The organism is Streptomyces malaysiensis subsp. malaysiensis, from assembly GCF_040653035.1.
GTDB classification, from domain to species: Bacteria; Actinomycetota; Actinomycetes; order Streptomycetales; family Streptomycetaceae; genus Streptomyces; species Streptomyces malaysiensis.
In genome coordinates, this window is the sequence record NZ_JBEZNG010000010.1 from 181,867 (window position 1) to 194,054 (window position 12,188).

Genomic DNA, 12,188 nt, shown 5'->3' on the forward strand with positions numbered 1-12,188 from the left:
GACCGGGTTGGGGTGCTGGGGTATGCGCGTGACCGGACTTGGGCATGCTGGGCTGTTCATCGAGACCGCGGCGGGATCGGTGCTCTGCGATCCATGGGTCAATCCCGCCTTCTTCGGCTCGTGGTTTCCGTTCCCGGACAACACCGATCTGGACTGGGCGCACTATGGGCGCGCGGCGGACTATCTGTATGTCTCCCATCTGCACCGCGACCACTTCGACGCGGAGAATCTGCGCCGGAACGTGCGCAAGGACGTCACGGTGCTGCTTCCGGCCTTCGCCACCGATGAGCTGGAACGCGAGCTGAGGGCGCTCAGCTTCACCAACTTCCTGCACACCCGCTCCGGTACACCGGTCGAGCGCGACGGTCTGCGCATCATGATCACCGCGTTGACCGGCCCCGGGGACGGCCCCATCGGCGACTCGGCGCTCTCGCTGGACGACGGCCGGAGCGTGCTGCTCAACCAGAACGACGCCCATCCGCTGGACATCGCGGCGATCCGGGACTTCGGCGAGGTGGACGCGTACTTCGTCCAGTTCTCCGGGGCCATCTGGTACCCGATGGTGTACCAGCTGCCGCACTCGGCCAAGAAGGAGTTCGCCGCGCGCAAGCGGCAGGGGCAGTTCGACCGGGCGCTGCGGTACATCGACGCGGTGGAAGCCAAGCATGTGTTCCCCAACGCGGGCCCGCCGTGCTTCCTCGACGACGAGCTCTTCGAGCACAACGGCACCGGCCGGGACGGGGAGAGCATCTTCGTGGACCAGCTGGAGTTCCTGCGTGAGCTGGGCCGGGCGCGCCCGGAGGTGGCGGCGCATCTGCTGCTGCCCGGGACGGTGGCGGAGCCGGAGAGCACGGTGTGCAAGCTCAGCCACCGCTACACCGAGATGGAGATCGAGCGCGTCTTCGGCGAAAAGCGCGCGTATCTGCGGGACTTCGCGGCCCGGCAGCAGCCCACGCTCGCCGCCGAGCGCGCCTCGCGGGCCCCCGCGCTGCCGCGCGAGCGGCTGCTGAGCGAGCTGAAGCAGTGGTGGGAGCCGCTGCTGACCAGGGCCGACCGGATCTGCACGGGTGTCGGCGGCCCGGCGCGGCTCGATGTGGGCGACGTGCCCATCGTGATCGACTTCCCGGCGCGGGAGGTCCGCCTCTGGGACGGTGAGCGCTGCCGCTACACGCTGTCCACCTCGGCCGATCTGGTGGCCACCAATATCGCCCGGCGCGAGGTGGACTGGTCCAACAGCCTGCTGTTGTCGATGCGGTTCACCGCCAGCCGGATCGGGCCCTACAACGAGTTCCTGTATGTGTTCTTCAAGTGCCTGTCCATGGAGCGCATCGAGTATGTGGAGAACTACTACGACTCCTGCCAGGACGACGGCCAGGACATCGAGCTGGACGGCTGGCGGGTGCAGCGGCGCTGCCCCCATCTGCGCGCCGACCTCGAACGGTTCGGGCAGATCGAGGGCGAGGTGCTCACCTGCACCCTGCACGGCTGGCGCTACGACCTGTCCACCGGCCGCTGTCTGACCTCGGACGGACACGACATTCGCGCCTCGGCCGTGTCCTGACCCGGGGCCTGACCGGCCGCCCTGGTGGCATGGCGCCGTCCCTACGATGGGTGGGACCAGCGACGATCGGTACGACAGGAGCGATGCGCCCATGCCCGAGGTCCCGAAGCCGACCGGCTCCCCCGCCCGTCAGAACGTCACCTTCCCCAGCGCCGGAACCACCGCCCACGGGTATCTGGCGCTGCCACCCTCCGGGCGGGGGCCGGGGTTGATCGTCATTCAGGAGTGGTGGGGCCTGGACCACCACATCGCCGATGTCACCGACCGGCTGGCCCGCGAGGGCTTTGTCGCGCTGGCGCCCGATCTGTACGGGGGCAGCGTCGCCCATAGCGCCGAAGAGGCGCACCGGATGATGGCGGAACTGCCGGTGGCGCGTGGGGTCGAGCTGCTCTCCGGGGCGGTCGGCCATCTCCTCGGCCGGCCCGAGGTCACCTCCGACACCGTGGGGGCGGTCGGATTCTGCATGGGCGGCGGTTTTGTGCTGTATCTGGCCGCCACCGATTCCCGGGTCGGCGCGGCGGTGCCCTTCTACGGCGTCATCCAGGGCGAGCTGCCGGACTTCTCCGGTCTGCGGGCCGACATCCTGGGCCATTTCGGGGAGAAGGACACCACCATTCCGCTGGACGGCCTGGAGGAGCTGCGCCGGGCCATCCGGGAGGAGTCCGGGGTGCAGCCTGATTTCCGGCTCTATCCGGCGGGTCACGCCTTCTTCAACGACGAGCGGCCGTCCTATCACGCGGAATCCGCGGTGTCGGCCTGGCGGAGCACGCTCGACTTCCTGCACGAGCGGCTGGGCTGACGAAATCGGCTCATCCCCGGAAAGGGCCTTAAGGCTTCATGAAGCCTTAAGGCCCTTTTAAGGTCCGGCCCGGCAGGCCCGGCCCGGTTCAATTCTCAATCACATTCATCCAAAAAACTTTCCGCCGGTCATGAGACGACTCCGGCATCCGCCCGTATGGGATGGCGGACAGCTTGAAACAAGGAGTCGACATGACACGCAGAAGGACACTCAGCGGCAAGAAGAAGCTCGGCCTGCTGGTCGGTTCGCTCGCGCTGGCGGGCACCGGCGCCGGGGTCCTGGCCGCCACCAGCAACGCCAGCACCGAGGGCACGGCGCAGTCCTCCACGGCCTGCACCGGGCTGGAACAGGCCCTGGCCAACAACGAGAAGTTCATCGCGGACCAGCGGGCCAATCCGGATGCGCAGTCGGAGGCGCGGATAGCCAATCGCCAGGCCGTGATCGAGGAGATCAAGCGAAAGCAGCAGGCATCGGGGTGCGCCGTCGGCGAGGGCACGGGCCAGGCCGGGGCGGAGGCCCCGGCCGATGGCGGCGCCTCGGCCTCGGCTCCCGCCTCGGAGGCGGCCCCGGATCCCGGCGCCGGTGACACCGGTGCCTCCGGCGAGGTCGTCTGCGCGGGGTCGACCGTCACGTTGTCCGGTGAGGGCGGGGCCCCGGCCGCCTCCAGCAATCAGTTCCCGGTCGGCACGAAGCTGAAGGTGACCAATCTGGACAACGACAAGTCGACAACCGTCTCCGTCACCTCGACCTCGGGCAGCTGCGCCCTGCTGAACAACGCCGCCTTCGAGCAGGTCCGCGAGCAGGGCAAATTCCTGATCCGCAACGCGCGCATCGAACGCGTGGGCTGAACCGGCGGCACCCCGGACGCCATGGGGCGGCCGGGGTGCCGCCGGGGTGCGCACCGGCCGCACAGCGGCGGCGCGCCGGCGCCGGGGGCAGGCCGTGGATCACTTCGCAGACCGCCGAAGCGTCCACGGCCTGCCCCAACACGGGCATGAACCGCCGATCTGACCGCCATGTCCGACTGTGACCGGTATCGCAGGGTGAGAGCGCGGCACCTGGGTACCCGCTCGCCATGGACAGAAATGAGCAGCCACTGCTCACACCCGATCTGCCGCCGGTCGTTGACGTACCGGATCTGACCTTCCCTCCTCAGGGACGGCACTCCGATGAGTCGAAGCGCACGGCGGAGCGGGACGGCGAGAAGGAAACCCCCTCCTCCGCCCCCGCCTCGCCCCCCGACCAGCGCCCCATGGCGGCGTAACCGACATCCCCCGAAGGTCCCCGGGGCATCCCCCGGACGTTCGCCTTCCCTCAGATATCCCCCGGACATCCCTGGACATCCCTGGACATCCCCTGGACGCGCCCCGTGTCGCTGCCGCGACGCGCCTGAGCCCGTCGGGATGATCTCGCGTACTCCCCGTGTTGAGGATGGGCACGGGGAGACGTCAGGCGAGTCTTCGCACAAGGGATGAGGGGACGGACATCATGCCGTTGCAGGGTGAGTACGAGCCGAGCCCGGAGAAGTGGGTACGCGATCAGGTCGACCTGATCGAGAGCTCCGGCGGCCTCGAGGGAACGACCTTGCGGGGCCTGCCCGTGATCGTTCTGACGACGCGGGGCGCGAAGAGCGGAAAGATCCGCAAAACCCCGCTGATGCGGGTGGAGCACAACGGCGCCTATGCCGTCGTCGCCTCGCTGGGCGGCTCCCCCAAACACCCGGTCTGGTACTACAACATCCTGGCCGACCCCCGGGTGGAGCTCCAGGACGGCCCGATCCGGCAGGACATGACCGCGCGCGAGGTCACCGGCGAGGAGAAGGCCGTGTGGTGGGGGCGCGCGGTCGAGGCGTTCCCGGACTACGCCGAGTACCAGACGAAGACCGACCGCCAGATCCCGGTGTTCGTCCTGGATCAGTCGCCCACCGGGCACTGACCCCCGGTGCCCGGCGCGTCCACCGCGCCGGGCACCCGTGGATCACCCGGAGGCCCTGTGTGATCCACGTCAAAGCATGTCTGTTCAACAGATCGGGTAGCCGGGGGCTGACCCGGAATCCGTACCGAGAAAGTGCGCCACATGAACGCAGAAAAGTCCGACTTCGTGCCGATCTACGACAGCCTCGTGGCGGAGCACGGCGATGTCCCCGCCGAGGCCCGGGAGGCGGCCGAGGAAATCCAGCGGGAGGCCGCCGAGGCCCTGGACTGGAGTACGGTGCGCGGCGGCTGACGCGCACCGGCCCCGTCGCCCGGCCCACCGGATCCATGTCCCGTGAGCGGCCGTCCGTGATACTCCCAGGAAGGCCGCTCGACACCCCTCACCTTCGATAAGCTGCTGATGACGCACTGTGCTTGACGGCGTCGACGCTTATCTCACGAGGGGAAACAGTTGACTACAGGGGTCGAGACTTTCGAGTTTCAGGTCGAGGCGCGGCAGCTTCTCCAGTTGATGATCCATTCGATCTACTCGAACAAGGACGTCTTCTTGCGGGAGCTCATCTCCAACGCTTCCGACGCGCTGGACAGACTGCGCCTCGAATCGCTGCGTGACGAAAGCCTTCAGGCGGACACCTCTGATCTCCATATCGCCATCGAGATCGACCAGGAGTCGCGCACACTGACCGTCCGCGACAACGGCATCGGCATGTCGCATGACGGAGTCGTGGAGCTCATCGGCACGATCGCGAACTCCGGCACCGCCAAATTCCTCAAGGAGCTGCGGGAGTCGAAGGACGCGGCCGCCTCCGCGGACCTCATCGGGCAGTTCGGGGTGGGCTTCTACTCCAGCTTCATGGTGGCCGACGAGGTGACCCTGGTGACCCGTCACGCGGGGGAGAGCCAGGGCACCCGCTGGGTCTCCAGCGGCGCGGGCACCTACACGATCGAGCCGGTCGACGACGCGCCGCAGGGCACCTCCGTCAGGATGCGGCTCAAGCCGGAGGACACCGAGGACCACCTCTACGACTACGCCTCGCCGTGGAAGATCCGGGAAATCGTCAAACAGCACTCGGATTTCATCACCTGGCCCATCAGGATGGCCCCCGCCCAGCCCCCGGCCACGGCGGAGGACGAGGCGGAGGAGGGCGAGGAGAAGGCGCCCGAGCTCGAGACCGTGAACTCGATGAAGGCGCTGTGGGCCCGCCCCAAGGGCGAGGTCACCGACGAGGAATACCACGAGTTCTACAAGCACATCAGCCATGACTGGGCCGATCCGCTCGAGACCATCCGCATGCAGGCGGAGGGCACCTTCGAATACCAGTCGCTGCTCTTCATTCCGGCCCGCGCACCGCAGGACCTGTATATGCAGGACCGCAAGCGGGGGGTTCAGCTCTATGTCAAGCGCGTCTTCATCATGGACGACTGCGAAGCGCTGATGCCGGAATACCTCCGCTTCATCAAGGGCGTGGTGGACGCGGCGGACCTCTCGCTGAACGTCTCGCGGGAAACCCTTCAGCAGGACCGCCAGATTCAGCTGATGCGGCGGCGTCTGGTGAAGAAGGTGCTCTCCACGGTGAAGGACATCATGTCCTCCGACGCGGAGCGCTACGCGACCTTCTGGAAGGAATTCGGCCGCGTCCTCAAGGAAGGTCTCCTCGGCGACCTGGAGAACCGCGAGGCGATCCTCGAGGTGTGTTCCTTCGCCTCGACCCATGACACCGAGCAGCCGACCACGCTGCGCGGTTACGTCGAGCGCATGAAGGACGGGCAGGAGCACATCTACTACATGACCGGCGAGTCCCGGTCGATCATGGAGAGTTCGCCCCATATGGAGGCGTTCCGGGACAAGGGCTTCGAGGTACTCCTCCTCACCGACCCCATCGACGAGCTGTGGGTCGACGCCGTGCCGGAGTTCGACGGCAAGCAGCTCCGTTCCATCGCCAAGGGCCAGGTCGATCTCGACTCCCAGGACGAGAAGGACGAGGAGGCGGAGGCCGAGCGGGAGCAGCGGCAGAAGGACTTCGCCGAGTTGCTCACCTGGATGACGACGACGCTGAGCGAGCAGGTCAAGGAGGTTCGGCTGTCCTCACGGCTGACCACCTCCCCGGCCTGCATCGTGGGTGACACCTTCGATGTCACCCCGGCCCTGGAGAACATCTATCGCTCCATGGGCCAGAACATGCCCCAGATCAAGCGCATTCTGGAGATCAACCCCACCCATCCGCTGGTCAGCGGGTTGCGCAAGGCCCACTCCGAGCGCAAGGACGACAGCGGGCTCGCGGAGACGGCCGAGCTGCTCCACAGCATGGCGCTGCTCGCCGAGGGCGGTGAGCTGAGCGATCCGTCGCGCTTCATCAAGCTGGTGGCGGAGCGGGTGCAGCAGACGCTCTAGCCATGCCTCGGCGTGACGCGGGGCGGGCCCACTCGGGCCCGCCCCGCTTCGTGTCGGTCACCGTCCGCCGAGGCAGGCCGACGCGGAGGCGTCGATCAGCTGCCGCAGCGCGCCGTGGTAGACCTCGTGGTCGGTCAGCGCGGGCAGGACGACGGCGAGGTTGCCGGTGAGGGTCGGGAAGTCCTCGGGGTCCAGCGCGGCGAGCGCCGTACGCGCGGCGGAGCGCACCTTCTTCACGTCACGGTGGTCGACGAAGGCGACGGCGCCGAGCGTGAGCAGATACAGCCGCCGGTAGACCCGGATCGCCGCGTCGGGTGTCATTCCGGCGGCGACGCTGTGTGCCAGCTGCGGCTCCACCAGGCGGCTCAGCAGATGCGGGCCCCACCAGGCACGGCCCGAGCGCAGCGCCACAAGACCGGGGTGCTCGATCAGCACCTCGTAGAACGCGGAGAAGCGGGCCTCGGTGGCGGTTGCCCAGTCGAGGTCCTGCCCCACCAGCGGCATCCGCGCGGCCAGCCGGTCCGCGCACGCGTTCACCAGACCGTCGAAGTCGCCGCAGCGGCGGAAGACCGTGGCGTGGGAGACCCCCAGCAGCTGCGCCACCCTGCGGAAGCTCAGCGCCTCGGGCCCCTCGTCGTCGACGACGGACAGGGCCGCCTCGGCGATGGCCTCCAGAGTGGGCTGATCGGCTCGGTCCCGGTTGCTTCGCACGGCCCGAGCGTACCAGTGGTTGTTACAGTGTTTCAGTGACTCTTTCCATCGAGGATGTACGAGCCGCGGCCCAGCGGGCCGCGGGACATATCCGGCCCGTGGCGCTCGCGCCGGTGGAGCAGGGGACGTGGGGTGCGGCCGAGGGATGGCTGGCCCTGGAGTTCCTCCAGTACACCGGCACCTTCAAGGCGCGCGGCGCGTTCAACTTCACCAGGGCCCACCGGGAGGCGGGCACCCTGCCCGGCACGGGTGTCGTCATCGCGTCGGGCGGAAACGCCGGGCTGGCGTGTGCGTGGGCGGCCGCACGGCACTCCGTGCCCGCCACCGTGTTCGTGCCCGAGACCGCTCCCCCGGTGAAGGTCGACCGGCTGCGCCGGCTCGGCGCCGAGGTCCACCAGACCGGCACCGAGTACGCCGACGCGCGGGATGCCGCGCAGAAGCACGCCGCCGAGACCGGCGCGCTGCTCTCGCACGCATATGACCACCCGCTGATCGCCGCCGGGGCGGGCACCGTGATGGAGGAGATCCTCCGGGCCCGGCCCGACCTGGACACCGTGGTGGTGGCGGTCGGGGGCGGCGGGCTGTTCACCGGTGTCGCGGTGTCCGCCCTGGAGCACGGGGTGGGGGTCGTCGCCGTGGAGCCGTACGGGTGCCGGGCCCTGAACGCCGCGCTGGAGGCCGGTGCGGTGGTCGATGTGCCGGTGGACTCGGTGGCGGCGGACTCGCTGGGGGCGCGCCATGTGTCCTCGGACGCGCTGGCGTGGGCCCGTAAGGACGGGGTGCGGTCCGTCCTGGTGTCCGACGAGGCGATCGTCTCCGCGCGACAGGCCCTGTGGGACGAGCGCAGGATCGCGGTCGAGCACGCGGCGGCCACGGCGCTTTCGGCCCTGACCTCCGGTGTGTACCGGCCACGGCCCGGGGAGAAGGTCGCGGTGCTCCTCTGCGGCGCCAACACCGACCCGGCGGACCTCACCCGGGCCCGTTAGCGGTACGGCCGCGGGCCGGGCCGGGGCGGCTCGGGTCTCACGACCGTGGACGGGCCCGTACGGCAGTCCGACCGGATGCCGCACGGGCCCGTTCCCCGTGGCCGGTTACGCGCCGTCGTAGGCCGCCCGGAGCGCGGCGATGTCCAGCTTGCCCATCTTCATCATCGCCTCGGTGGCCCGCTTGGCCTTCTGCGGGTCCTCGCTGCTGATCATCTCGAGGAGCGCGGTGGGGACGATCTGCCAGGACACCCCGAACTTGTCCTTCACCCAGCCGCAGGGGCCCTCCTCGCCGCCCTCGGAGAGCCTGCTCCAGTAGTAGTCCACCTCGTCCTGGTCCTCGCAGTGGACCTGGAAGGAGATGGCCTCGCTGAAGGTGAACTCCGGCCCGCCGTTGAGCCCCACGAACTTCTGTCCGTTGGCCTCGAACTCGACGGTCAGCACGGTCCCCGCCGGGCCGCCGGGCTCGACCCCGGTGTAGTGCGTGATCCGTCCGAGCCTGGAGTTCTTGAAGATCGAAACGTAGTGCTGCGCCGCCTCTTCGGCCTTGCCGTCGAACCACAGACACGTGGTGAATCCGTCGCCGGCCATCGGTACCTCCTGCGCTGGGGAGCGTTTAACCCTTCAGACCGCTCCCGCGCCGGGAACTCATCGGTCCTCGGCCGGCGGATTTCCGGTGAGGTAGTGGTGCAGCCGGCAGGAGCCCTCGAGCATGGCCGTGGCCCGCTGGGCGAGCCCTTCCTGGCGCTGCGCGATGACCGTACGCAGGGCCTCGCTGCCGCCGGTGCGGCGCAGGCCGTCCAGGACGGGCCGGATCTGGGGCAGCGGATAGCGGACCTGGCGCAGCAGGTCGATCATCCGGGCGTCGCGGACATCGGACGGGCCGTAGACGCGGTAGCCGGTGCCCGGGTCGCGCCGCGGGCGCAGCAGTCCCGCGGACTCCCACACCCGCAGGGCCGAGGTGCGCAGGCCCAGACGGGCGGCCACCTCGCCGATGCGCAGCGGCCCGGAGCGGGACGGCGCCGAGGTGTCCGTGTTCTGCTCGGCGACCGCTTCGAGCGCCTTCCCCGCCTCCCGGAGGGAGAGCCGCTGGCCATGGAGCGCGGCATGGCCGGCGTCGACCAGGGTGAGCGCCAGGGCGATGTCCTCGGCGTGCACGGCCCGCATGACCTCGCGGGCGGTCTCCGGGCCGTATCCCGGCAGCAGGGCCCGGAAGGTCACCAGGGCTCTGCGGTGCCGGTCGCCGAGTCTGCGGTATCCGGCGGGGGTGCGGGCGGCCGGGGGCAGGATGCCCGCGTCGACGTAGTTGCGGATCTGCTGGGTGGAGACACCCGCCATCCGGGCCAGATCGACGGGGCGCAGCGCGGCGTCCGTACGGCTCACGGTTCGTCACCTTCGAGGCAGGGGTTCACGGGCGAGTTGAAGGTTAGCGCTCACTCTCCCACGGCGCAGCCAGCGGCCATGGGAAGGAAATCCGCGAAAAGTCTCAACGTGCACTTCAATGAAACACTTGAAGGCATGGATGTCAGCGAAATCAAGGTCCGTGGCGCCAGGGAGAACAATCTCCAGGGCGTGAGTGTGAACATTCCCAAGCAACGCCTCACGGTCTTCACCGGTGTCTCCGGCTCCGGTAAGTCCTCGCTCGTCTTCGACACCATCGCCGCGGAGTCGAGGCGGCTGATCAACGAGACCTATTCGGCGTTCGTCCAGAACTTCATGCCGACGCCTGGCCGTCCGGAAGTCGACTCGCTGCGGAATCTGAGTGCGGCGATCATCGTGGACCAGGAGCCGATGGGCGCCAACTCCCGTTCCACCGTGGGCACCGCCACCGACGCCCACACCCTGCTGCGGATCCTGTTCAGCCGGATCGGCAGCCCTTATGTCGGCCCTCCCCTCGCCTTCAGCTTCAACACCGCGGAGGGCATGTGTCCGCGGTGCGAGGGGCTCGGCAAGGTCACCGACATCGACATCGGCCAACTCGTCGACACGGAGAAGTCATTGAAGGAGGGGGCGATCACCGTCCCCGGATTCGAGGTGGACAGCTGGCACTGGCAGGTTATGGCGGCCTCCGGCCTTTTCGACCCCGATATCAGGGTCCGGGAGTACACCCCCGAGCAGTGGGAGGACTTCCTCCACAAACCGGCCACCAAGATCAAGGTGGGGAAGAACAACCTCACCTACGAGGGGCTGGTGACCAAGGTCCGCCGGCTGTACCTCGGGAAGGACCGGGAGACGATGCAGCCGCGGACGCGTGCGTTCGCCGACCGGGCCATGACCCTGACCGAGTGCCCCGAGTGTGAGGGCGCCCGGCTGTGCGAGGCCGTCCGGTCCTGCCGGATCGACGGCCGCTCCATCACGGAGTGCTCGGCCCTTCAGATCAGCGATCTCGCGGAGTTCGTCCGCGGTGTCCGGCACGATTCCGTCGGACCGGTTCTGGAGAACCTGTGCGCTCTCCTGGACTCATTGACCGAGATCGGGCTGGGGTATCTGAGCCTGGACCGGGAGTCCTCCACCCTGTCCGGTGGCGAGGCCCAGCGGGTGCGGATGGTCCGGCACCTCGGCTCCAGCCTGACCGATGTGACCTATGTCTTCGACGAGCCCACGGTGGGCCTGCATCCGCATGACATCGAGCGGATGAACCGTCTGCTGCTCCAGCTGCGCGACAAGGGCAACACGGTGCTGGTCGTGGAGCACAAACCGGAGACCATCCGGATCGCCGACCATGTGGTGGACCTGGGGCCCGGCGCGGGGGCGGCGGGCGGGCGGATCTGCTACGAGGGCGACCTGGCCGGGCTGCGCGCCTCCGACACCCTCACCGGGCGCCATCTGGACCACCGGGTGCGGCTGCGCGAGAAGGCGCGGCGGCCCACCGGGCAACTGCCGGTCCGGGGCGCGCGACTGCACAATCTGCGGGATGTGAGCGTCGACATCCCCCTCGGTGTGCTCACCGTGATCACCGGTGTCGCCGGATCGGGCAAGAGCTCCCTGATCCATGGGTCGCTGTCCGGGCGGGAGGAGGTGATCGTCGCCGACCAGTCGGCGATCCGTGGCTCCCGTCGCAGCAACCCGGCCACCTATACGGGGCTTCTCGATCCGATCCGGACCGCGTTCGCCAAGGCCAACCGCGTCAAACCGGGTCTGTTCAGCGCCAATTCCGAGGGTGCCTGCCCCCTGTGCAAGGGCATCGGGCTGATCTACACCGATCTCGCCATGATGGCCGAGGTGGCCTCGGTGTGCGAGGGCTGTGAGGGCAGGCGGTTCCGGCCCGAGGTGCTGACGTACCGGCTGCGCGGACAGAACATCAGCGAAGTCCTGGGCATGTCGGTGGCCGAGGCGCGGGAGTTCTTCACCACCGGTCAGGCCCGGGTGATCCTGGACCGGCTGACCGCGGTGGGGCTGGGCTATCTGGGTCTCGGCCAGCCGCTCACCACGCTCTCCGGGGGTGAGCGCCAGCGGCTGAAGCTGGCCATCCATATGGCGCGGAGCGGTACGACCTACGTCCTGGACGAACCGACCACCGGACTGCACCTCGCCGATGTGGACCAGCTGCTCGCCCTGCTCGACCGCCTTGTCGACGCGGGCAACACGGTCGTCGTCATCGAGCACCACCAGGCCGTGATGGCCCATGCGGACTGGATCATCGACATGGGTCCGGGGGCGGGGCATGACGGCGGTCAGGTGGTGTTCACCGGCACCCCGGCCGACCTCGTGGACACCGGCGGCAGCCTCACCGCCGTCCACCTGCGCGACTACGTCAAGCAGGCGTGAGCCCCCCGCCCCGGTGGTCCCGCCCCGCCCTCATGGCTCG

At 68.8% G+C, this 12,188-nt stretch carries 12 protein-coding genes; 9 read left to right on the forward strand and 3 right to left on the reverse strand.

Annotation, left to right across the window (positions count from 1 at the left end):
* Positions 1 to 22: 22 nt before the first annotated feature.
* From AB0E24_RS21980 to htpG, 7 genes are all read left to right on the forward strand, one after another.
* Positions 23 to 1,561, forward strand: a complete 1,539-nt coding sequence (locus AB0E24_RS21980; RefSeq protein ID WP_359379174.1) for a Rieske 2Fe-2S domain-containing protein — start codon at positions 23 to 25, stop codon at positions 1,559 to 1,561.
* A 91-nt stretch (positions 1,562 to 1,652) separates the two neighbouring features.
* Positions 1,653 to 2,360, forward strand: coding sequence for a dienelactone hydrolase family protein (locus AB0E24_RS21985; protein WP_359379176.1), 708 nt, complete (start codon positions 1,653 to 1,655; stop codon positions 2,358 to 2,360).
* Positions 2,361 to 2,551: 191 nt separating this feature from the next.
* Positions 2,552 to 3,208 (forward strand): SCO2207 family protein, encoded by a 657-nt coding sequence (locus AB0E24_RS21990; protein WP_069872262.1) that lies wholly within the window; start codon positions 2,552 to 2,554, stop codon positions 3,206 to 3,208.
* A 227-nt stretch (positions 3,209 to 3,435) separates the two neighbouring features.
* Positions 3,436 to 3,624 (forward strand): hypothetical protein, encoded by a 189-nt coding sequence (locus tag AB0E24_RS21995; protein WP_079256223.1) that lies wholly within the window; start codon positions 3,436 to 3,438, stop codon positions 3,622 to 3,624.
* A gap of 224 nt (positions 3,625 to 3,848) precedes the next feature.
* On the forward strand, positions 3,849 to 4,295 hold the full coding sequence (locus AB0E24_RS22000) for a nitroreductase family deazaflavin-dependent oxidoreductase (RefSeq protein WP_069872257.1): 447 nt from the start codon (positions 3,849 to 3,851) through the stop codon (positions 4,293 to 4,295).
* A 141-nt stretch (positions 4,296 to 4,436) separates the two neighbouring features.
* Positions 4,437 to 4,586, forward strand: a complete 150-nt coding sequence (locus AB0E24_RS22005) for a hypothetical protein (RefSeq protein ID WP_167459891.1) — start codon at positions 4,437 to 4,439, stop codon at positions 4,584 to 4,586.
* Positions 4,587 to 4,745: 159 nt separating this feature from the next.
* Positions 4,746 to 6,686: a molecular chaperone HtpG gene (gene htpG, locus AB0E24_RS22010; protein WP_359379181.1), complete on the forward strand. Its 1,941-nt coding sequence runs from the start codon at positions 4,746 to 4,748 to the stop codon at positions 6,684 to 6,686.
* Positions 6,687 to 6,743: 57 nt separating this feature from the next.
* Here the strand turns inward: htpG and AB0E24_RS22015 are convergent, their stop codons facing one another.
* On the reverse strand, positions 6,744 to 7,397 hold the full coding sequence (locus tag AB0E24_RS22015) for a TetR/AcrR family transcriptional regulator (protein WP_359379183.1): 654 nt from the start codon (positions 7,395 to 7,397) through the stop codon (positions 6,744 to 6,746).
* A gap of 35 nt (positions 7,398 to 7,432) precedes the next feature.
* Between AB0E24_RS22015 and AB0E24_RS22020 the strand changes: the two genes are divergently transcribed.
* Positions 7,433 to 8,383 (forward strand): serine/threonine dehydratase, encoded by a 951-nt coding sequence (locus tag AB0E24_RS22020; protein ID WP_099012451.1) that lies wholly within the window; start codon positions 7,433 to 7,435, stop codon positions 8,381 to 8,383.
* A gap of 105 nt (positions 8,384 to 8,488) precedes the next feature.
* On the opposite strand, the gene AB0E24_RS22025 is transcribed toward AB0E24_RS22020, so the two are convergent.
* A complete protein-coding gene (locus tag AB0E24_RS22025; RefSeq protein WP_102933503.1) occupies positions 8,489 to 8,971 on the reverse strand; it encodes a VOC family protein in 483 nt (160 codons plus the stop codon).
* 57 nt (positions 8,972 to 9,028) lie between these two features.
* Entirely contained in the window at positions 9,029 to 9,763 is a 735-nt protein-coding gene (locus AB0E24_RS22030) for a MerR family transcriptional regulator (RefSeq protein WP_359379187.1), read from the reverse strand.
* A 135-nt stretch (positions 9,764 to 9,898) separates the two neighbouring features.
* Here AB0E24_RS22030 and AB0E24_RS22035 point away from each other — a divergent pair, with 135 nt between their 5' ends.
* Positions 9,899 to 12,148 (forward strand): ATP-binding cassette domain-containing protein, encoded by a 2,250-nt coding sequence (locus tag AB0E24_RS22035; RefSeq protein ID WP_359379189.1) that lies wholly within the window; start codon positions 9,899 to 9,901, stop codon positions 12,146 to 12,148.
* Positions 12,149 to 12,188: the final 40 nt, after the last annotated feature.